This is a genomic window from Halorussus salinus, assembly GCF_004765815.2.
In the GTDB taxonomy this organism is placed as follows: Archaea; Halobacteriota; Halobacteria; order Halobacteriales; family Haladaptataceae; genus Halorussus; species Halorussus salinus.
In genome coordinates, this window is sequence record NZ_ML974127.1 from 295,274 (window position 1) to 315,339 (window position 20,066).

The window sequence follows — 20,066 nt, forward strand, 5'->3', positions numbered from 1 at the left end:
CCATCGCTTTCCAACCGACACGACCCACCACGACCAACGTACGCCCACGCCACACATGACAGAATACGACGTATCCGAGGACATCGAGGCCGTCGTCGAGGACACCGACCTCCCGCGACGGCTGAAAGACGAAGTGTACAGCACCGTCGAAGCCCGCGACGGCGTCACCGCCGAGCAGGCCGACCAGATCGCCCGCGCCGCCGAGAACCGCTATCTCGACACGCGCGTCGACCCGCTCGACCCGGTGGGGACGGTCTCGGCTCAGAGTATCGGGGAGCCGGGAACCCAGATGTCGATTCCGGCCGACGAGCGCGTTTTGATTCGCCGTAACGGCGAGACCGACACGACGGAAATCGGCCCGCTCGTGGACGACCTGATGGAGGGTCGAGAGACTCGGCGCGTAGACGACCACGAGGTCGCGCTCGCGCCCGACGACCTCGAAGTCGTCAGCCTGCGCGACGACGAACGAGTCTCGTGGAAGACCGTCGAGGAGATCAGCCGACACGAGACGCCAGACGAACTGCTCGAACTCGAACTCGAATCCGGACGCTCGATTCGAGCGACGAAATCCCACTCGTTCGTCACCCGCCAAGACAACGAGGTCGTTCCCGTGACGGGTGACGACCTCAACGCAGGTGACTGGCTTCCGGTCGTCGGCGACCTGCAAGTCGGCGACGGTAGCGACACCGTAGACCTCCGGGAGTTCCTTCCGGCTGGCGACTACTGGTACACGTCCACGCTCGCAGACGGCGGTGTCGAAGCACAGCCCGGCGGCGAGGCGCAGGTCCGGAACAAACGACAGGCACTCGAAGACGGGACCCTCGACGAGCGCACCGTCTATCCGGTCCAAGGGACTACGGGCCTCCCAGAACAGTTCCCGCTCGACGAAGAGACTGGATTCTTCGTCGGTGCGTGGCTCGCCGAAGGCTCGCTGACCGACTACTACGTCTCCGTATCGAACGTGGACGCGACGTTCCAGAACCGCGTCCGGTCGTTCGCCGAGCGGTTCGACCTCTCGGTCAACGAGTACGAGAACACGAGCGGTTTCGCCGACGGGTACGACGTTCGAGTCAACGGAAAAGTTCTCGCCGACTTCGTAGAGGCGGCCTGTCTCGAAGACGGTGAGAAGGTCGTCCCCGGATTCGCGTTCGGCGCGTCTCCCGAGTTCGTTCGTGGCCTGCTCGCGGGCTACTTCAGCGGCGACGGCAACGTCGGCGAGAACTCGGTGCGAGCGAGTTCGACCTCCGAGCGACTCACCGAGGGAATCGCGTTCCTCCTCGCTCGCTTCGGACTCTACGCTACGCTCGGCGAACAGGACGACTCGAAGACGCTTCGCCTCCCGAAGAAACACGTCCCGGCGTTCGAGGAGCGAATCGGGATGGTCGGCGAGCGCGGCGAGCAACTGACCGAACTCGCGACGAGTGTCGAGAGCGACGGGCCCGACGCGACCGACATGATTCCGAACTTCGGCGACGCGCTCGAAGACGCCGCGAGTGCGGCGGAAATCCCTCAGCGGCAGGTCAACAGCGCGACGAAGCGACAGCGAATCGGTCGCCGGACGCTCGCCGACTTCGTTGCTCGCGTCGAGCGCGAGACCGACGAGCGACCCGACGCGCTGGACGACCTCGAACAGGCGGTCTCCGGCGACGTGGTCTGGGACCGAATCGAGTCCATCGAGACTGTCGAGAGTGACCACCAGTACGTCTACGACTTCTCGGTCGAAGGTTTGGAGACGTTCACCACCGCTTCGGGTGTCGTCACTCACAACACGATGAACACGTTCCACTACGCGGGCGTCGCGGAGATCGACGTGACGCAGGGTCTGCCCCGACTCATCGAGTTGGTGGACGCCCGGAAGACCCCCGACACGCCGATGATGACGGTCCACCTCGAAGACGAGTACGCGACCGACCGCGAGAAGGCCCACGAGGTCGTCTGGCAGATCGAGGCGACCCGGATTCTGGCGCTCGGTGACATCTCGACCAACGTCGCCGACATGATCGTCTCCATCGACCTCAACGAGGACACGCTCCAAGAGCGGATGATAGCCCCCGACGAGATAGCGGGCATCATCGAGGACGAACTCGGCGTCCAGACCAACCAGCAGGGGACCGTCATCGAGTTCGGCCCGGAACAGCCGAGCTATCGGGACCTCCTCCAGTTGGTCGAACAGCTCCGGGACATCGTGTTCAAGGGTATCGAAGACATCACGCGCGTCGTCATCCGAAAGGAGGAACTCGACGACGGCGAGGAGTTCGTCCTCTACACCGAGGGGTCGGCGTTCGGCGACGTGATCGAAATCGAGGGCGTCGACGCCTCCCGGACCACGACGAACAACATCCACGAGATTCACAAGAACCTCGGCATCGAGGCGGCCCGCGAGTCCATCATCGAGGAGACCATGAACACCCTCGAAGAGCAGGGGCTGGACGACGTGAACATCCGCCACCTGATGTTGGTCGCCGACATCATGACCAACCGCGGCGAAATCGAGTCCATCGGTCGCCACGGCATCTCCGGGAGCAAGGAGTCGGTCCTCGCGCGTGCGGCGTTCGAGGTCACGGTCAACCACTTGCTGGACGCCGCCATCCACGGCGAAGTGGACGACCTCAACGGCGTCACCGAGAACGTCATCGTCGGCAAGCCCATCAAACTCGGGACGGGCGACGTGGACCTCCGGATGGGTTCTACGTCGCGTAGCGAACCCGAGGCCTCGGACTGAGCGATGGTCGTCACGCTCTCGGACACGGCCCGGCAGTTCATCGCCCTCTTCGAGGACGAGACGGGCGCGACCGCCCGCGACTGCGTGGTCTTCGAGGAGGACGACGGCGACGAGCGCGTCGTCTTCCTCGTGAAAGCCGGGGACATGGCTAAGGCCATCGGGTCGGGCGGCGAGACGGTCCGGGCGGTCGAGTCCCAACTCGACCGCGAGGTCGTGTTGGTCGAGGACGCCGACACGCCCGAGGCGTTCGTCGCCAACGCCTTGGCACCCGCGGCGGTGTACAACGTCACCATCAGCGAGGACGACGAAACGATCGCCTACGCCGAGGTGGACTCGGAAGACACCGGCGTCGCCATCGGCGAGGGCGGTCGGAACATCGCCGCCGCCGAGAAACTGGCCAAGCGCCACTACGACATCGACGACATCCAGTTGACGTAGCGGACCGCCGTCCGCACCGCGGCCCTTTTCCCGTTACTTCGGATAGATGGCGATTGCTTTTGGAAATATCGAGGTTTCTCCAGCAGTCGGTCCGACCGCCGAAGCGGTCTCTCCTCTCGTTGAAACCACGCTCCCGAAATTTTAGCCGTCGAACCGTCGTTCCCGAGGGCAAGTACTTCCCGACTTCCCGTGTGGACTCTGGACGGTAACATGCCAGACAATCGCACACTCGCGGACGGCGTACCGGACGTAGACGAGCGCGACCGGCGCAACTTCCTGAAGGTCCTCGGCGTCGCGGGGAGCGTCGGCGCGGCATCGGAACTCTCGCTGTCGGACTTACGCGGCGCGGTCGGCGAGGAGTCCGCCGGGCAACTGGCGACCTACGGTGAGCGTATCCGGGCCGACCTCGCGGGCGGTCTCGACGGCGGCCGACTCGCGGGCGCGCTCTCGGGCATCGAGGCGGGCGTCGCCCGATTGCCGGAACTCCGCGCCGCGGGGTTCCCCGACGAACCCGGCACCGCGTATCAGGAGGTCGCCGCACCCGCGTGGGACGCCTACGACCACCTCGCGGAAGTGGGCCTGTTCGCGGCGGCCGAGCGCCACCTGCCGGAGTTCTCGCCCGACCACGTGCGCGCGACCGTCGCGGAGTTGGTCCGGGCCGAACCCCTGACCGCGGCGCTGGCCGACGCCGGACTCGACGAGCGCGAGCGCACCGCGGTCGTCGTGGACGCGGTCAACCAGAACGACCGCCTCGCGGAGTGGGTCACGACCGCGAGTCTGCCCGCCGACCCCGAGGGGTACGACCCCGACGACGTGGCTCCGCTCCACCAGCGCGCGCTCGGCGGGGGCCTGCTCTGGATAGACGAACTCGACCAACACCTCTGGCAGCGCGAGGTCGTCCTGACCGACGACCTCCTCGAAACCGGACTCTGGGACGCGAAACGCATCCTCGCCGGGACCCACCTGTTCGTCTCGGCGGCCCGCGACCTCGCCGGGCCGGGCGAGTTGACCGACGAGCAACTCGCGGCCGGACTCGCTGGCGGTTCCGCAGTGGCGATTCGCGGCCAAGAGGCCATCGCGGCCGACCTGTTCAGGGTGACCGACGCCGAGCGCGCTCCTCGGGGAGGTGACGCCGCATGAGTACCGACGAGGCTCACGCGAGAGTCCGCGAGACCGACGAGGGACTGCGCATCGAGTACCTCGCCGACGGCCCGACCACGGTCCGCCAGAGCGCCCAAGAGATTCCGCGACTGAACGTCACCGACGAGATGCTTCGGGACTCGGGTGAGAACCCGCAGAGTTGGCTGATGTACGGCGGTGACTACGCCCAACAGCGGTTCACCACCGCCGACGCGATTCGGCCCCGGAACGTCGATAGGCTCTCGCTAGAGTACACCATCGAGGTCGGCGAGACGGGCCGCGGGAAACTCGAAGGGACGCCGGTCGTCGTCCCCTCGGACCCGCCGGTCATGTACCAGACCAACGGTCCCGACGAACTCCGAGCGGTCAACGCCCGCTCGGGCGAAGTTATCTGGACCTACCGGTACGCTCCCGCCGAGCAGGGACCGGACGAGGCGGCCGCGCTCCTCTGTTGCGGGTCGAACAACCGAGGAGTCGCGGTCTTGGGCGACACCCTCTACATGACGACGCTGGACGCGAACGTCGTCGCCATCGACCGCTACACCGGCGAACAGCGGTGGCTGTACGACTCCGCGCCGACGCGACAGGGCTACTCCGCGACGTGGGCACCGGTCGTCTACGACGGGAGCATCCTCAACGGGAGCGCGGGCGGCGAGTACGGGATTCGGGGATTCGTCGAGTCCATCGACGCCGAGTCGGGCGAACGGGAGTGGCGCACGTGGACCACGCCACAGGACCAGTGGATAGGCGACGCGTGGCGAAACGGCGCGGCCCCCAACTGGATGACGATCACGGTCGATTCGTCGCGCGACATCCTCTACGCGAGCATGGGCAACGCCGGACCGGACGTGAACGGTATCGTCCGGCCGGGGCCGAACGTCTACACCGCCGCCGTCCTCGCGCTCGACACCTCGTCGGGCGACGTGGAGTGGTACTTCCAAGAGAGTCCCCACGGCTGGTGGGACTGGGACGCCTCCGCACCGCCGGTCCTGTTCGACGCCGAGGTGGACGGCGAGACCCAGCGAGTCGTCAGCCACGCGGGGAAGACCGGATGGAACTACCTGCTGGGTGCCGAGGACGGCAAACTCCACGAGCGCAGCGACGAGTTCAGCCAGCATCTCAACATGTGGTCGCTCCCGCAGGACACCCTCGAAGACACGCCGTGGATAATGCCTTCGGCCGACGGCGGTTCGGAGTGGAACCCGACCTCCTACAGCCGCGAGACCGGCAACGTCCACGTCAAGGCGATGAACTACCCGAGCAAGTTCCAGTGGGACGAGGTAGACGAGTGGCAGTACCCCTCGACGTATCTGGGCGGGAGTTTCACCGTCTATCCCGCGATGGACGACCCCGGCCCGGCACCCGACGAGTGGAACGGCCAGAAGGCCATCTTCTCGGCGCTCGACCCGGTGAGCGGCGAGGTCGTCTGGCAGGACGAGTGGGAGGAGTTCGCCATGGGCGGGTCGATGAGTACTGCGACCGGCCTCACCTTCACCGGCAACGGGGACGGCGAGTTCATCGCCTACGACTCGGCGACCGGCGACCGGCTCTGGCAGTACCAGTTCGACGCCGCGGTCAACTCCTCGCCGATGAGTTGGTACGACCCCGGCGTCCGCAAGCAGTACGTCGCGGTGCAGGCGGGCGGCGGCGGTCTGCGGTCGGCCAGCGACGGGAACACGGTCGGGGTGTTCTCGCTGGAGCGGTAGCCCCGCTGGCCGCATAGGTGTCGCCTGTTCGATATCTCGCGCCCCGGTTTTCACTGCGAGCGACTCTCCTGACCGAACCGAACCTAAGCGGCGCGCAAATCGTTTCGCTGAAACGCGCTCAGATTCCGTAATCGCCCCCGCTACAGCGATGTGCGACGGTTTCGTCGGCTCTAAAGAGGGAGGCTTAAGTACCTCGGACGGATAGCACACGCCATATGGCGAACGGTAAATACGCGGCTCGTAAGCTGAGGAAGGACCGCCAGAACCACCGGTGGTCCGACTCCGATTACGCCCGACGCGAGCGCGGTCTCGGGGAGAAGTCCGACCCCCTCGAAGGCGCGCCGCAGGGCCGAGGTATCGTGCTGGAGAAAGTGGGCATCGAAGCGAAACAGCCCAACTCCGCGATTCGGAAGTGCGTCCGAGTCCAGCTTATCAAGAACGGTAAGCAGGTCACCGCCTTCTGTCCCGGCGACGGTGCCATCTCGTTCATCGACGAACACGACGAGGTCACCATCGCGGGCATCGGCGGCGCGAAGGGTCGCGCGATGGGCGACCTCTCGGGCGTCAACTACAAGGTAGAGAAAGTCAACGGCGTGAGCCTCGAAGAACTGGTTCGCGGAAACGCAGAGAAGCCGGTGCGATAATCATGGCAGCAGAAGACCAGCCCGAACCCGACAAACCTGCGGGCACGGACGAAGAGGGAACGGCCGTCGCGGAACTGTTCGGCGAGTGGGACATCACCAACATCGAGTACGAGGACCCCTCGACCGAACGCTACATCACGGTCACGCCGGTCGCACACACGATGGGTCGCCACGCCTCCAAGCAGTTCCAGAAGAGCGAGGTGTCCATCGTCGAGCGTCTCATCAACCGCCTGATGCAGACCGAGGAGAACACCGGCAAGAAGCAGAAGGCGATGCAGATTACGCGCGATGCGTTCCAGAAGATTCACGACCGCACCGACGAGAACCCGGTACAGGTTCTGGTCACCGCCGTCGAGAACGCCGCCCCGCGCGAGGAGACCGTCCGCCTGAAGTACGGTGGCATCTCGGTCCCGAAGGCAGTGGACGTGGCCCCCCAGCGCCGCGTCGACCAAGCCCTGAAGTACATCGCGGAGGGCGTCCAGAGTTCGTCGTTCAAGACTTCGACCGACGCCTCCGAGGCGCTGGCCAGCCAACTCGTCGGCGCGGCCAACTACGACGTGCAGACCTACGCTATCAACCAGAAAGAAGAGAAAGAGCGCGTCGCGGCCGCGGCCCGCTAACTCGGTCCTCTCCTCTCGGTTTCGCTCCTCGGTAGTGACGACTGTCCGGAATTTCGGTCCGAGTCGACGGTCGGAGTCCCCGGTCCGGGTCGGTGGTCCGACGCGTCGGCCGAACCGATACCCGTAACTTCCCCCCCGTCAATTCGGCCATCTAACAGGTTCTGCGTCGGTCTTTCGACCGAATACCGATATTTTTAGGGTGGCCTAAAATCACGGTCGAGTATGGACGCCGATGCTCCCCGACGGTCCCGTCGGGCGCGGTCGAACGGACGGACCGGGCGGACCCGACGCGAACTCCTCGCGGCCGCCGGTGCCGCCGGAGTCGCCGGACTCGCTGGCTGTGGCAAACTCGCCCGAGGAGATTCGCGGCCCGAGTACGAACTGAACCACACCGCCGCCGAGTGGTCGCGCTACGACCCCGAGTGGGAGTCCTCACACGAGACACCTCGGACCTCGCCCCTTGATGCGTCGGTGACGCCCGAGGTGTTGGTCGAGAATCTGGAGATTCCGTGGGACCTCGCGTTCGCGCCGAACGGCGAACTGTTCCTGACCGAGCGCACGGGCCGCGTCCGGCGGTTCGACGGCGACGGACTCGAAACGGTCGCGACCCCCGACGCGGTCATCGACGCCGAGGCGATGGCTCCCGGTCCCGACGACCAACCTCACTGGGAGACGTGGTTCCTCGAGGGCGGCGAGGGCGGGATGCTCGGCGTCGCCGTCCACCCGAAGTACCCGACCGCGCCGTACCTCTTCGTCTACTTCACCGCCGAGACCGACGACGGGAAAGTAAACCGCGTGGTCAGGTACGACGTGACCGCCGACGACCCCGCCAGCACCGGCCGGGTGGTCGTGGACGGGATTCCGGCGGGCGGCGTCCACAACGGCGGACGCGTCGCGTTCGGTCCCGACAACTACCTCTGGGTTACGACTGGCGACGCCGGGCGCGGCGACCTCGCCCAAGACACCTCGTCGCTGGCGGGGAAAGTTCTCCGCGTGAACGCGGTCGGCGACCCCGCGCCGGACAACCCCGACCTACCCGGCGACGAGACCGACGCGCGAGTCTACACCTACGGCCACCGTAACCCCCAGTGCATCACGTGGCTCCCGGACGCGACCCCGGTCGTCACCGAACACGGCCCGGACGGCCACGACGAGGTAAGTCTCCTCGTCCCCGGCGAGAACTACGGGTGGCCCGAGGCCCGGACGCGCGAGGAGTACGCCGGGACCGACTACCGCCGCCCGCTGGTCAACACGCCCGAGTCGTGGGGTCCCGCTGGCGGCGTCTTCTACACCGGCGAGGCGATTCCGGCGTGGCGAAACCGACTGGTCTTCGGGTCGCTCATCGGCCAGCGGGTCAACGTCGTCACGCTCGCCGACGAGGCCCGGACTCTCCCGGCAGTCGGCGACGAACGCGGGATGGCCTTCGACGCCGACTGGCTGGACTCGCAGTACGCCGCGACCGCCCACTGGACGCTGACCGACGTGCTGGGTCGCGTGCGCCACGTCGAACAGGGACCCGACGGTCTCCTCTACGCCGTCACCTCGAACCGCGACGGCAGGCCGAAGGGCGACCGGTTCCCCCGCCAGCGCGACGACGTGCTGGTCAGACTGACGCCGGGCGAGCGCGAGTGAACCTCATCACTCCGCTCGCGGGTCGGTCACGTCACGGAGCGCGTCGCCGAGCGTCTGGAACGCGACGACGACTGCGCCGAGCGCGAGCGTGGGGAACAGCGCGCCCCACCAGTAGAACGTCGGGAAGAAGTCGTTTCGCACGCTGGTCGTCAGCACGTACCCCCACGAGGGGTGGCTCGCCGACCCGATGCCGAGGAACGATAGCGAGGCTTCCAACAGGAGGAGCCACCCGATTTGGACCGTCAACGCGGTGAACACCGCGTTGAGCGTGTTCGGCACGACGTGCTTGCGGGCGACCTCGAAGGTACTCGCGCCCGCGCTCCGGGCGGCCTGCACGTACACCTGTTCCTGCAACTGGAGCGCCTCGGACCGAACGATGCGCGCGACGCCGCCCCAGTTCAGCAGGCCGAACACGAGGACGATGAGCAACAGGCTCCCGCCGTAGGTCTCGTTGACGAACCCGAGCGCCTGCTGGGCGAGGATGATGACGAAGAACGCGGGAATCGACTGCTGGAGGTCCACGTACCGCATCAGAACCTCGTCCACTCGCCCGCCGTAAGTCGCGGCGACGGTGCCGACCGCCGTCGCCAGCGGGACGACCAAGGCGACGCAGACCGCCGAAATCTGGAGCGCGACCCGCGACCCGGCGACTATCATCCCGAACACGTCCTTGCCGCCGGGGGTCGTCCCGAGCGGGTGTTTCCACGTCCCGTGACAGAACCCGTCCACTCTCGGGCCGAGGCAGTAGCCGCTCCGGAGTACTTCGACCCCGACCGGCGGCTGGCCGATGGGCACGCCGTACCCGCCGGTCTGGCCGAAGACGGCTTGGTCCGGTCGGAAGACGAGCGGGCCGACGAGTCCGACAAGCAAGAACGCGACGAGGAGACCGAGACTCGCGGTCGCCAGTCGATTCTCCCGGATGCGTCGGAGGTAGCCGACGGTCCGCTCGCGGTCGGTCGCCAGCGGGAGGCAGACGTAAAAGCCCAGCACGTCGGCGGCGTACAGCGACAGCCAGTCGAGTCCCTTCAGGTTCGCTCCGAAGACGAGTCGGTCGGCCGGATAGACGCCGCGCCAGTCCGCGAGGAAGGCCGCGACGAGGAGGGCGAGAACCACGAGGAACGCCCAGTCGCGCCGGGCGAGTCCTGACCGCCCGCCGTCGGCGTCGGCGAGTTCCGCGTCGGTCACGGTCGGTCGGCTCATCTCTCCGCCTCCACGCGCGGGTCGATGTAGGCGTAGGCCACGTCCTGCAGGAGGTTGCCCAACAGCACCAGCAGGATGGGGAAGATAGTCGTCGCGAGGAGGACCCCGGCGTCGCGGTTCTCGATGCCCTCGTACAGGAGCGTCCCGAAGCCCGGAATCCCGAAGATGACCTCCACGACCACGACCACGACGAACATCACGCCGACGAGTTCGGAGAAAAACAGCGACAGTAGCGACGAGGCGGCGTTCTTCAAGACGTGGCGCGCGAAGTCGGTCGTGTCCGCGCCGGTCGCCCGGAGCGTCCGTACGAAGTCCGCCTGTAGGATTTCGACCGACTCCGACTGGGCGTAGCGCAACTGGACCGCCAGCAGGTTGACCGTGAGGACCAGTCCCGGCAGGACCAAGGCCCCGAGGTTCCGTCCCGTGAACACCGCCATCTCGGGTTCGTAGCTGAAGTTGTACCACCGCAGGCCCTCCTCGGCGAAGATGAACAGCGCCTCCGCCGCGACGAACGTCGGCACGGCGAAGCCCAGATACGACGCACCCTTGACCGCCCGGAGGAGTCGGCTCTCGGGATTCATCGCCACGTAGGTCCCGACGCCGACGCCGATAGCGACCGCCAGAACGACGGCCGGGACGAGATACAGGAGCGTCACCGTACTCGCGTCGGCGAGGACGCCAGCGATGGGTTCGCCTCGGACGGTCGAACCGAGGTCGAGGGTCACCAGACTCTCCACCCACGAGAGATAGCGGTCCAAGAGCGGTTCGTCGTAGTTGCGCGCCGCCCGGTAGGCCTCGCTCCCGCCGCTGAGCGTGTACTGGCCGGGGTCGGGCGTGAGCGCGTACGCGAGGAAGATAGCCGTGAGCGCGCCCCACGCGCCGACGACCGTCCACGCTAGTCGGTAGACGAGATACCGTCGCCTATTCACGAGCATCACCGACGGGAGGGCCGGTCGGGATGTGTCTCGTTCCCGACCACCGTTCGTTACTCACTCGCACGATAGCGTGGACTGGACACGCTACCGACATAAAATTTCCCAGTCGCGGCCGCCTCACTCGTCGCCGGACGCTCCGACCAGCACGAACCGGCTCTCGGTGTCGCCGTTGTGAATCTGGCGGGTCGCCCCGGCGGGAATCCGGAGGGCCTCGCCCGACTCCAGTGCCACCTCCTCGCCGTCTACCGTGACGGTGGCCGACCCCTCGAGGAGGACGTAGACCTCTTCGTGGCCCTCCTCGGCGTGGTCGTGTTCCTTGCCGGTCCAGCCGGGGTCGGCGTCGAGTATCGTCACGCCCAACTTCTCGCAGTCCAGCGGGTCGCGGAGAAAGCGCATCCCCTCGGCTATCGGTTCTACGTCGCGCGAATCGACCTTACTGTAAGACATCGACGGTAGTACGACGCGAGGAGTGTTCAGTGTTGGCGATGGAGCGGAGATTTCCGGGGTTTCGGTCCCTCCCGCGTTCCTTCGCGGAGCGGCCGCCAGCTTTCGAGCCTGAAACTGCCGTTTTCACCACATCTTTGAAGTGGCTGGCGTTTGCAGACGCCGATGCCATGGACGAAGTACTCGAAGTCGTGGACCTCGTCGCGGACTCCGGACTCGAAGGTGTCGTGACGTGGCTACTCCGACTGGTCGGACTGTTCGCCCTGCTGGGCGGACTCGGCCTCTGGCTGGTCGGCGGGATGGAGTTACTCGTCCTCCCGGCGGCCCTGATGGTCGTCGGCGTCGTCCTGCTGGTCGCGCCCAGCGTTCTCCTCGCGCTGGCCGAGTTGGCGTAGGTCGCCGCCGACTAATCTGCCGCTTTCTCCCCGCCGCCGACCGCGTACTCGCGGGTCGCCTCGACCAGCGAGCGCCGGTACTCGCTCTCGTCGGGGTCCGGCCCGAGCGACTTGAACCGGTGTTTGAACGCCGAGAGGCTGACCTCGGGGGCGTCGTTCGCGGCCGCGTGCGCGAGGTCGTAGAGTCGGTGGTCCGAGTCCACGAGGTCGTGGCGCTCGACCAGCGCGAGCGCGAACGCGGCGTTGACCGCCGTAATCTCGGGGTCGGCCGTGCTGGTGATGCGGAGTCCGTCCCGACCGCCCGTCTGGCCGTCTCGGGCGTCTCCGGGCCGGTCGGCGACCGCCGCGGCGAGTTCGGATTCGAGGAACGAGACCAGTTTGTCGGTCGGGCCGACCCGCAACGTGATGTCGTCGGCGTAGATGTCCTTCATGTGGTTGGCTATCTGGTAGCAGTGAGCGACTAGCCTGCGCTCGACCGACTTGCCCGACAGCGCGAGGAACAGAACCTCCTCGGTCGATTGGGTGTGGGACGGGTGGGCCTCCTCGTGGCGAGCCATGTGCGCGAACTCGTGGAGCGCGAGTTCCGGGGCCATCGCGCTGGTCGCGGCCTGCCGGGAGATGTTCAAGACGTGGTCGTCGGGGTGTGAAGTCCACGTCCGTTCGTCGGGGTTCTCCCGGACGTGGACGTGAACTGGCGAGTCGAGGTCGTGTTCGGTCTCGAAGATGTCGCGGGCGCGGAGGAAGGGCGCGGCCGGACCGGGACCGTGGACGTGAACCTCCATGCGTATCTGTGACAAGGCTTCGACCGGTATGACTCTTGCGTTGGTTGCGGCGAGTTGCCGGTGCCTGTGGACCGTCGAGGAGTTTTCAGGCACCGCCGAAGACCGGTTTAATTCAGCCAATCTCGCCATGCGAATGGCTCACGCGGTCGCTCGCGGCGAAACACTACGCTTTTCAACTTCCTTCGGGTAGAAGACCCATAATGGGAAGACGAAAGAAGATCGTCGAACAGTGCGAGCGACTGATGGACAAACCGGAGAACATCCGGAACATCGCTATCGCCGCACACGTCGACCACGGTAAGACCACGCTGACCGACAACCTCCTCGCTGGTGCAGGCATGATCGCCGACCAAGGCGAAGCCACCCAGCTCATGATGGACACCGAGGAGGACGAGCAGGAACGCGGTATCACCATCGACGCCGCGAACGTCTCCATGACTCACGAGTACGAGGACACCAACCACCTCATCAACCTCATCGACACGCCGGGCCACGTCGACTTCGGTGGCGACGTGACCCGAGCGATGCGCGCCGTCGACGGCGCGCTCGTGGTCGTGGACGCGGTCGAGGGCGCGATGCCCCAGACCGAGACCGTCCTGCGACAGGCGCTCCGCGAGGGCGTCAAGCCGACCCTCTTCATCAACAAGGTCGACCGACTCATCTCCGAGCTTCAGGAAGGTCCCGAGGAGATGCAGCGTCGTCTCCTCAACGTCATCGACGACGTGAACGAGCTGATTCGCGGCATGACCGAAGACATGGACGACGTTGACGACTGGACCGTCTCCGTCGAAGACGGCACCGTCGGCTTCGGTTCCGCTCTCTACAAGTGGGGCGTCTCGATGCCCTCGATGCAGCGCACCGGCATGGACTTCGGCGACATCATGGACCTCGAACGCGCCGACAAGCGCCAAGAGCTCCACGAGCGGACGCCGCTCTCGGACGTTGTGCTCGACATGGTCTGTGAGCACTTCCCGAACCCTATCGACGCCCAGCCCCGTCGTATCCCGCGCGTCTGGCGCGGTGACGACGAGTCCGACCTCGCCGAGGGGATGCGTCTGGTAGACGAGGACGGCGAAGTCGTCCTGATGGTCACCGACATCGGTATCGACCCCCACGCTGGCGAGATCGCCGCGGGCCGCGTCTTCTCCGGCACGCTGGAGAAGGGCCAAGAACTCTACGTCTCCGGGACTGCGGGCAAGAACCGCGTCCAGAGCGTCGGGATCTACATGGGCGGCGAGCGCGAGGAGGTCGAGCGCGTCCCGGCCGGAAACATCGCGGCCGTCACCGGCCTCAAGGACGCCATCGCCGGTTCCACGGTGTCCAGCGTCGAGATGACGCCGTTCGAGTCCATCGAACACATCTCCGAGCCGGTCATCACGAAGTCCGTCGAGGCCAAGAACATGGACGACCTGCCGAAGCTCATCGAGACGCTCCGACAGGTCTCCAAAGAGGACCCGACCATCCAGATCGAAATCAACGAGGACACCGGCGAACACCTCATCTCCGGGCAGGGTGAGCTTCACCTCGAAGTCATCACCCAGCGCATCGAGCGCAATCAGGGTATCCCGGTCAACACGGGTGAACCCATCGTCGTCTTCCGCGAAGCCATCCGGGAGCCGACCCAAGTCATCGAGGGCATCTCGCCGAACCGCCACAACCGGTTCTACCTCGAAGCCCGACCGCTCTCCGAGGAGATTACCGAGAAGATCAAGCTCGGCGACGTGTCGATGGACATGCCCGAGCAGGAGCGCCGTGAGGCGCTTCAGGAAGCGGGCATGGACAAGGACCTCTCGCAGAACGTCGAACACATCCACGGGACCAACATCCTCATCGACGACACGAAGGGTATCCAGCACCTCAACGAGACGATGGAACTCGTCATCGAGGGCCTCGAAGAGGCGCTCGACGACGGCCCGCTCGCTGGCGAACCCGTGCAGGGGACGCTCCTGCGACTCGAAGACGCCAAGCTCCACGAGGACACCATCCACCGCGGTCCCGCGCAGGTCATCCCCGCGGTCCGCAACGCGGTCCACAACGCCCTCGTGCAGGGTAAGGTCGCGCTGATGGAGCCGATGCAGGACGTGCGCATCGACGTGCCCAACGAGTACATGGGTGCCGCCTCCGGCGAGATTCAGGGTCGCCGCGGCCGCGTCGACGACATGTACCAAGAGGGCGACCTCATGGTCGTTGAGGGCATCGCGCCCGTCGACGAGATGATCGGGTTCTCCTCGGACATCCGGAGCGCCACCGAGGGCCGCGCGTCGTGGAACACCGAGAACGCAGGCTTCGAGGTCATGGCCGACAACCTCCAGACCGAGACCATCATGGAGATTCGCGAGCGCAAGGGCATGAAGCTCGAACTGCCCGAAGCTATCGACTACTTCTAAGCACCCTGCGGTCTCCCGACTCTGCGGATTTCTCTCGTTTTCGCCGCGCTCAGTACCGACTCGGGGACGATTCTGGCACCGCCTGAGTCCGATTTAGGAGGCGTATAACGAAGGCACTCGTTACCACACGTTTACTCGCCCTGTCATGCTCTCGCTCGTCACCCTCCTGTGGGTCGCCGTCGTCGCGTTTCTGTGGTTTTGCATCGTTGCGAGCATCTGGGCGATGCTTTCGATAGGGACCAAACGGGGCCCGAGTACTCGGACGATAAAAGTGGACGAGTAGTCGGTCACCACGACCGGTCGGACGAGACCGGCGGCCGCTTCCGTCTCAGGTTGTCGGCGTTCGCATTAGGGACACTGGAAGACGCAGTTCAGCCCGCAACTGACGCAGTTACAACTGCACACTTCTCGATACTGCGGTGAACAGACGCTACAGCTGTCACAGGCCCCACACGAGGGACAACCGGGGTAGCCACACGAACAGCTGACACACTCGTAGCTACACTGACACTCTTTGTTGTTCGGACAGCCGCCACAGCTACCTTGGATGCTCGGCCCCTCGATCTCCTTCAGATCTCCCTCTTCCGGATCGAAGATCGCGTACCGGTCGTCAAGTTCAGGCAGGACGACGACGTTGAGCATACCGCCCTCGGTCGGTAGCTGGTAGTGAATCTCCGGCGTGGCCTCGCCGTCAACGCGTCGAGCGTTGAACGACGTGTGAACGTTTCGCGCTTCAACGTCACCCTCGGCGTCCGACGCCAGACCGACGTTCAGTTCGCCAACCGAGGTGCTGGGAAGTTCGATCTCGTCGATTTCGATGGTCTTCTCGAGGACATCCGCGTGGTTGGCAAAGATGTTTTCCACAAGCATGCCGTCTCGATAGTCCTCGACGGCACGCTCGATCTCCTTCTGACGGAGACCGTTGTCGGCCGCGGCCGCTCCGGAGACTCCCATCGTAGTAGCCGCACCTGCACCGATTCCTTGAAGCACGGTTCGCCGATTAAGGTTGGTGTTTTCTTCCATGCAGTTGGAAATATTACTACTAACAATTAAAATTTAATACTTAGATACTTTATATGGTTTGTGTATACTGGGTATAAAATCTGGCGGCGCGCGGACTCACCAGAAGTTCCGTACTATCCTCGGCGACCGATGTCGCACCGGATTCTGTTGATGACTCCGCTCACTGATTCCTTTCGCTCCTAGTTCACGCGCGCGGTCTAGACAGAAACATCATTCGCCCACGTCGGTTCTCGGTGCTAGCGGAGAACGACCCTTGTGTTACTGCCCGGACAGGTGGTCCGCTCGTTCGCGTCTACTTCTCGATACTCACAAAAATGAGTAGTCAGTGTTCGTCTACAGGTAGAGAGACTGACAGTGGATTTAAATAAAATTAGCTATATTAATAATATAAAGGTTGAAATATTTCGTTGTACCGTGTCGCATTTATCATCGTCGTCTAATACCACTATCCTGCCGAAGCAGTGGCCGCACTATTTGGGAACGCCTGAAGCCTTATGCTCGCCCGCGAGTGAGACAACGAGTAACGATGAGCGACGACACGAGCGCTACCGACCCGCGGGCCTACACGGTCCGACTCGAACTAATCGACGAACCCGGCGAACTGTTGGGTGCGCTCGAACCCATCGCGGCCAACGGCGGCAACCTGCTCTCGGTGTTCCACGAGCGCGGGTCGCTCACCCCGCGGGGCCACATCCCCGTCGAGGTCGATCTGGAGTGTCCGCCCGACCGCTTCGACGCCATCGTCTCGGGACTCCGAGAAGCGGGCGTCAACGTGATTCAGGCGGGCGCGGAACGCTACGGCGAGGAGGTCACGGTGCTTCTCGTCGGCGACGTTATCGAGAGCGACCTCTCGGATACGCTCTCGTCCATCGAATCGAAGGCCGACGCCTCCGTCTCGGACGTGTCGCTGTCGGCACCCGGCGGCACCAGCGAGGTAGCGAGCGCCCGCCTCCGACTGGCGGCCGAGACCGGTGCGACTAGCGAGGTCGTCGGCGCGGTCCGCGAAATCGCTGACAGCAAGGAGTTGCGCGTGGTCGAACCCCTGACCGAACTGGAGGGTTCCGCATGAAGTTGGCAGTCCTCGGCGCGGGTGCGGTCGGCCGGTCGGTCGCGGACCTCGCGGGCGAGTACGGTCACGAAATTACGGCGCTGGCCGACTCGTCCAGCGCCGCGGTGGACGCCGACGGCATCGACGTGGCGGCCGCGCTGGCCGGGAAAGACGAGGAGGGCCGCGTCGGGTCGGCCGCGCCCGAGGACGCCCTCGACGCCGAGTACGACGTGTTGGTCGAGGCGACGCCGACGACGCTCGGCGACGCCGAACCCGGATTCGGGCACGTGCGCGCGGCACTCGAAGCCGACCGCCACGTCGTGCTGGCGAACAAGGGACCGGTCGCCGAACGCTACGCCGACCTCCGGGAACTGGAGCGCGACAGCGACGGCCGGGTCCGGTTCGAGGCGACGGTTGGCGGCGCGATTCCGGTCCTCTCGACCGTCGAGAGCTACGGCCCGGACACCATCTCGGCCGCGCGCGGGGTTCTCAACGGGACCGCGAACTTCGTCCTCTCGCGGATGGCCGCCGAAGGGTTGGGCTACGAACACGTCCTCGCGGAGGCCCAAGACCTCGGCGTCGCCGAGGCCGACCCCTCCTTCGACGTGAACGGGACCGACGCGGCGCTCAAGTGCGTCATTCTGGCGAACGTCCTCGGGAATCGAGAGTACTCGCTCGACGACGCCGAGGTCGAAGGCATCGCGGACCTGCCGGGCAACGCGCTCGAACTCGCGGGCGAGGACGGTCGGACCGTCCGACTCATCGGCGAGGCGACGCCCGAGGGCGTCCGCGTCGGCCCGCGACTCGTCCCCGAGAACGGCACACTGGCGGTCTCGGGTACGCGCAACATCGTCCAACTGGAGACCGACCACGCAGGCCGACTCAACTTGAGCGGTCGGGGCGCGGGCGGTCCGGAGACCGCGACCGCGGTCCTCGCGGACGTGAACCGGCTCGGGAATTGACCGAACTCCTCCGAGAAGTGACCGTTCCAGTTCGAGGCGACGACGTAGCTCCGCTCGAATTCCGGTCGCTTGGCCGGAATCGTGAGACAGTCTAGCAATAAACGCGGGACGGCGTCGGGGTCGCCAGCATAGCGTATCGAAATGGTTTTAACTGCTTCTGCCAAAAGATAGCGACAGAGCGCGTCTGCGCGTGAGATACAAATGAGCGAAGACAAACCGCACCAGAACTTGGCCATCATCGGCCACGTTGACCACGGGAAGAGTACGCTGGTCGGGCGACTCCTCTACGAGACGGGGAGCGTACCCGAGCACGTCATCGAACAGCACAAAGAAGAGGCCGAGGAGAAGGGCAAGGGCGGCTTCGAGTTCGCCTACGTCATGGACAACCTCGCCGAAGAGCGCGAGCGCGGTGTCACCATCGACATCGCCCATCAGGAGTTCGACACCGACGATTACTACTTCACAATCGTCGACTGTCCGGGCCACCGCGACTTCGTGAAGAACATGATTACGGGCGCCTCGCAGGCCGACAACGCGGTCCTCGTCGTCGCGGCCGACGACGGTGTCGCGCCCCAGACTCAGGAGCACGTCTTCCTGGCTCGTACCCTCGGTATCAACGAACTCATCATCGGCGTCAACAAGATGGACATCGTCGACTACGAGGAGTCCAAGTACAAGGAGGTCGTCTCCGAGGTCGAGGACCTGCTGAACCAGGTCCAGTTCGGCACCGAGGACGCGAGCTTCATCCCGATTTCCGCCTTCGAGGGCGACAACATCGCCGAGGAGTCGGAGAACACCGACTGGTACGACGGCGAAATCCTCCTCGAGGCCCTCAACGGTCTCGAAGAGCCCGAGCCGCCGACGGAGGCCGACCTGCGCCTCCCGATTCAGGACGTGTACACCATCTCCGGCATCGGTACCGTCCCCGTCGGACGTATCGAGACGGGTCTGCTGAACACCGGCGACAACGTCAGCTTCCAGCCCAGCGACGTGGGCGGCGAAGTCAAGACCATCGAGATGCACCACGAAGAGGTGCCGCAGGCCGAACCCGGTGACAACGTCGGATTCAACGTCCGCGGCATCGGTAAGGACGACATCCGCCGTGGCGACGTTTGTGGCCCCGCCGACGACCCGCCGTCGGTCGCCGAGACGTTCCAGGCTCAGATCGTCGTGATGCAGCACCCGAGCGTCATCACGGACGGTTACACGCCGGTCTTCCACGCCCACACGGCACAGGTCGCGTGTACCATCGAGTCCATCGACAAGAAGATGGACCCCTCCTCGGGCGAAGTCGCCGAGGAGAACCCCGACTTCATCCAGTCCGGCGACGCCGCGGTCGTCACGGTCCGACCGCAGAAGCCGCTCAGCATCGAGCCGTCGTCCGAGATTCCGGAACTCGGCAGCTTCGCCATCCGTGACATGGGTCAGACCATCGCGGCTGGCAAGGTCCTCAGCGTCAACGAGCCCTAACGCATGCAGCAAGCACGCGTCCGACTGGCGGGAACCAGTCCCGAAGACTTAGGCGACATCTGCGACGATGTCCGCGAAATCGCCAACAAGACCGGCGTTTCGCTCTCGGGACCCATCCCGCTTCCGACCAAGACGCTGGAAGTGCCCACCCGCAAGTCCCCCGACGGTGAGGGGACCGCGACGTGGGAACACTGGGAGATGCGCGTCCACAAGCGTCTCATCGACATCGACGCCGACGAACGCGCGCTCCGACAGCTCATGCGGATTCAGGTTCCGAACGACGTGAGCATCGAGATCGTCCTCGAGGACTGAGGGCCGTTCCGGTCCTGTCAGTTCGAGGGTTCGCACTCGACCCCGCCGTTCGACCGGCGGAAACTTTTCCATTTCTTCGCTTTCGATAGCCGCGCACGCGCGACGCTCCCCGGTCTTTTTGACCGCGCCGGACGTACGGACGTGCGTGCGACGGCCGAGCCAAGCAGTCACGAGTGGTGTCGCAGTACCGATCAGCGGCCGGTCTC

At 65.3% G+C, this 20,066-nt stretch carries 18 protein-coding genes; 13 read left to right on the top strand and 5 right to left on the bottom strand.

Features of this window, described 5'->3' with window-relative positions; all coding sequences use genetic code 11:
• The first annotated feature begins 55 nt into the window (after positions 1–55).
• The 7 genes from EPL00_RS01440 (at position 56) to EPL00_RS01470 (ending at position 8,902) form a co-directional block, all read left to right on the top strand.
• Entirely contained in the window at positions 56–2,722 is a 2,667-nt protein-coding gene (locus EPL00_RS01440) for a DNA-directed RNA polymerase subunit A'' (RefSeq protein ID WP_135852180.1), read from the top strand.
• A 3-nt stretch (positions 2,723–2,725) separates the two neighbouring features.
• Positions 2,726–3,160 carry a NusA-like transcription termination signal-binding factor gene (locus EPL00_RS01445; protein ID WP_135852179.1) on the top strand — a complete coding sequence of 145 codons (435 nt, stop codon included), beginning with the start codon at positions 2,726–2,728 and terminating at the stop codon, positions 3,158–3,160.
• Between the two features lie 210 nt (positions 3,161–3,370).
• The gene (locus EPL00_RS01450) at positions 3,371–4,300 is read left to right on the top strand and encodes a hypothetical protein (RefSeq protein WP_135852178.1); all 930 of its coding nucleotides are present in this window, start codon (positions 3,371–3,373) and stop codon (positions 4,298–4,300) included.
• A complete protein-coding gene (locus EPL00_RS01455; protein WP_135852177.1) occupies positions 4,297–6,006 on the top strand; it encodes a pyrroloquinoline quinone-dependent dehydrogenase in 1,710 nt (569 codons plus the stop codon). Before EPL00_RS01450 ends, EPL00_RS01455 begins: the two co-directional genes overlap by 4 nt.
• A 215-nt stretch (positions 6,007–6,221) precedes the next feature.
• Positions 6,222–6,650 carry a 30S ribosomal protein S12 gene (locus tag EPL00_RS01460; protein WP_115794757.1) on the top strand — a complete coding sequence of 143 codons (429 nt, stop codon included), beginning with the start codon at positions 6,222–6,224 and terminating at the stop codon, positions 6,648–6,650.
• Between the two features lie 2 nt (positions 6,651–6,652).
• Positions 6,653–7,270, top strand: a complete 618-nt coding sequence (locus EPL00_RS01465; protein WP_135852176.1) for a 30S ribosomal protein S7 — start codon at positions 6,653–6,655, stop codon at positions 7,268–7,270.
• Between the two features lie 222 nt (positions 7,271–7,492).
• Positions 7,493–8,902 (top strand): PQQ-dependent sugar dehydrogenase, encoded by a 1,410-nt coding sequence (locus tag EPL00_RS01470; RefSeq protein ID WP_135852175.1) that lies wholly within the window; start codon positions 7,493–7,495, stop codon positions 8,900–8,902.
• A 6-nt stretch (positions 8,903–8,908) separates the two neighbouring features.
• Here the strand turns inward: EPL00_RS01470 and EPL00_RS01475 are convergent, their stop codons facing one another.
• The 3 genes from EPL00_RS01475 to EPL00_RS01485 all read right to left on the bottom strand — a co-directional run bounded on the left by EPL00_RS01475 (position 8,909) and on the right by EPL00_RS01485 (position 11,484).
• Positions 8,909–10,102, bottom strand: a complete 1,194-nt coding sequence (locus tag EPL00_RS01475) for an ABC transporter permease (protein ID WP_135852174.1) — start codon at positions 10,100–10,102, stop codon at positions 8,909–8,911.
• Positions 10,099–11,037 carry an ABC transporter permease gene (locus EPL00_RS01480; protein WP_135852173.1) on the bottom strand — a complete coding sequence of 313 codons (939 nt, stop codon included), beginning with the start codon at positions 11,035–11,037 and terminating at the stop codon, positions 10,099–10,101. The genes EPL00_RS01475 and EPL00_RS01480 overlap by 4 nt, the downstream gene beginning before the upstream one ends.
• 117 nt (positions 11,038–11,154) lie before the next feature.
• Entirely contained in the window at positions 11,155–11,484 is a 330-nt protein-coding gene (locus tag EPL00_RS01485) for a cupin domain-containing protein (protein WP_135852172.1), read from the bottom strand.
• Between the two features lie 167 nt (positions 11,485–11,651).
• Here EPL00_RS01485 and EPL00_RS01490 point away from each other — a divergent pair, with 167 nt between their 5' ends.
• On the top strand, positions 11,652–11,876 hold the full coding sequence (locus EPL00_RS01490) for a hypothetical protein (RefSeq protein WP_135852171.1): 225 nt from the start codon (positions 11,652–11,654) through the stop codon (positions 11,874–11,876).
• A gap of 11 nt (positions 11,877–11,887) precedes the next feature.
• On the opposite strand, the gene EPL00_RS01495 is transcribed toward EPL00_RS01490, so the two are convergent.
• Positions 11,888–12,658 carry a DUF5781 family protein gene (locus EPL00_RS01495; RefSeq protein ID WP_135852170.1) on the bottom strand — a complete coding sequence of 257 codons (771 nt, stop codon included), beginning with the start codon at positions 12,656–12,658 and terminating at the stop codon, positions 11,888–11,890.
• 200 nt (positions 12,659–12,858) lie between these two features.
• Here EPL00_RS01495 and EPL00_RS01500 point away from each other — a divergent pair, with 200 nt between their 5' ends.
• Positions 12,859–15,045 carry an elongation factor EF-2 gene (locus EPL00_RS01500; protein ID WP_135852169.1) on the top strand — a complete coding sequence of 729 codons (2,187 nt, stop codon included), beginning with the start codon at positions 12,859–12,861 and terminating at the stop codon, positions 15,043–15,045.
• Positions 15,046–15,393: 348 nt separating this feature from the next.
• Here EPL00_RS01500 and EPL00_RS01505 read toward each other — a convergent pair whose 3' ends face one another.
• Positions 15,394–16,068 carry a solute carrier organic anion transporter gene (locus EPL00_RS01505; RefSeq protein WP_135852168.1) on the bottom strand — a complete coding sequence of 225 codons (675 nt, stop codon included), beginning with the start codon at positions 16,066–16,068 and terminating at the stop codon, positions 15,394–15,396.
• Between the two features lie 526 nt (positions 16,069–16,594).
• Between EPL00_RS01505 and EPL00_RS01510 the strand changes: the two genes are divergently transcribed.
• The 4 genes from EPL00_RS01510 (at position 16,595) to rpsJ (ending at position 19,860) form a co-directional block, all read left to right on the top strand.
• Complete coding sequence (locus EPL00_RS01510; RefSeq protein WP_135852167.1) at positions 16,595–17,137, top strand: amino acid-binding protein; 543 nt, start codon at positions 16,595–16,597, stop codon at positions 17,135–17,137.
• A complete protein-coding gene (locus tag EPL00_RS01515) occupies positions 17,134–18,078 on the top strand; it encodes a homoserine dehydrogenase (RefSeq protein ID WP_135852166.1) in 945 nt (314 codons plus the stop codon). The genes EPL00_RS01510 and EPL00_RS01515 overlap by 4 nt, the downstream gene beginning before the upstream one ends.
• Before the next feature lie 201 nt (positions 18,079–18,279).
• A complete protein-coding gene (gene tuf / locus EPL00_RS01520) occupies positions 18,280–19,548 on the top strand; it encodes a translation elongation factor EF-1 subunit alpha (protein ID WP_135852165.1) in 1,269 nt (422 codons plus the stop codon).
• A gap of 3 nt (positions 19,549–19,551) precedes the next feature.
• Complete coding sequence (rpsJ, locus tag EPL00_RS01525) at positions 19,552–19,860, top strand: 30S ribosomal protein S10 (protein ID WP_135852164.1); 309 nt, start codon at positions 19,552–19,554, stop codon at positions 19,858–19,860.
• The last annotated feature ends 206 nt before the right edge of the window (positions 19,861–20,066 follow it).

Bases quoted from the DNA above. Each gene is read 5' to 3' on its own strand.
- EPL00_RS01480 (WP_135852173.1), bottom strand. From the start codon at position 11,037: ATGCTCGTGAATAGGCGACGGTATCTCGTCTACCGACTAGCGTGGACG.
- EPL00_RS01485 (WP_135852172.1), bottom strand. From the start codon at position 11,484: ATGTCTTACAGTAAGGTCGATTCGCGCGACGTAGAACCGATAGCCGAG.
- EPL00_RS01510 (WP_135852167.1), top strand. From the start codon at position 16,595: ATGAGCGACGACACGAGCGCTACCGACCCGCGGGCCTACACGGTCCGA.
- EPL00_RS01455 (WP_135852177.1), top strand. From the start codon at position 4,297: ATGAGTACCGACGAGGCTCACGCGAGAGTCCGCGAGACCGACGAGGGA.
- EPL00_RS01465 (WP_135852176.1), top strand. From the start codon at position 6,653: ATGGCAGCAGAAGACCAGCCCGAACCCGACAAACCTGCGGGCACGGAC.
- EPL00_RS01505 (WP_135852168.1), bottom strand. From the start codon at position 16,068: ATGGAAGAAAACACCAACCTTAATCGGCGAACCGTGCTTCAAGGAATC.
- EPL00_RS01450 (WP_135852178.1), top strand. From the start codon at position 3,371: ATGCCAGACAATCGCACACTCGCGGACGGCGTACCGGACGTAGACGAG.
- EPL00_RS01470 (WP_135852175.1), top strand. From the start codon at position 7,493: ATGGACGCCGATGCTCCCCGACGGTCCCGTCGGGCGCGGTCGAACGGA.
- EPL00_RS01495 (WP_135852170.1), bottom strand. From the start codon at position 12,658: ATGGAGGTTCACGTCCACGGTCCCGGTCCGGCCGCGCCCTTCCTCCGC.
- tuf (WP_135852165.1), top strand. From the start codon at position 18,280: ATGAGCGAAGACAAACCGCACCAGAACTTGGCCATCATCGGCCACGTT.
- EPL00_RS01460 (WP_115794757.1), top strand. From the start codon at position 6,222: ATGGCGAACGGTAAATACGCGGCTCGTAAGCTGAGGAAGGACCGCCAG.
- EPL00_RS01490 (WP_135852171.1), top strand. From the start codon at position 11,652: ATGGACGAAGTACTCGAAGTCGTGGACCTCGTCGCGGACTCCGGACTC.
- rpsJ (WP_135852164.1), top strand. From the start codon at position 19,552: ATGCAGCAAGCACGCGTCCGACTGGCGGGAACCAGTCCCGAAGACTTA.
- EPL00_RS01440 (WP_135852180.1), top strand. From the start codon at position 56: ATGACAGAATACGACGTATCCGAGGACATCGAGGCCGTCGTCGAGGAC.
- EPL00_RS01475 (WP_135852174.1), bottom strand. From the start codon at position 10,102: ATGAGCCGACCGACCGTGACCGACGCGGAACTCGCCGACGCCGACGGC.
- EPL00_RS01500 (WP_135852169.1), top strand. From the start codon at position 12,859: ATGGGAAGACGAAAGAAGATCGTCGAACAGTGCGAGCGACTGATGGAC.
- EPL00_RS01515 (WP_135852166.1), top strand. From the start codon at position 17,134: ATGAAGTTGGCAGTCCTCGGCGCGGGTGCGGTCGGCCGGTCGGTCGCG.
- EPL00_RS01445 (WP_135852179.1), top strand. From the start codon at position 2,726: ATGGTCGTCACGCTCTCGGACACGGCCCGGCAGTTCATCGCCCTCTTC.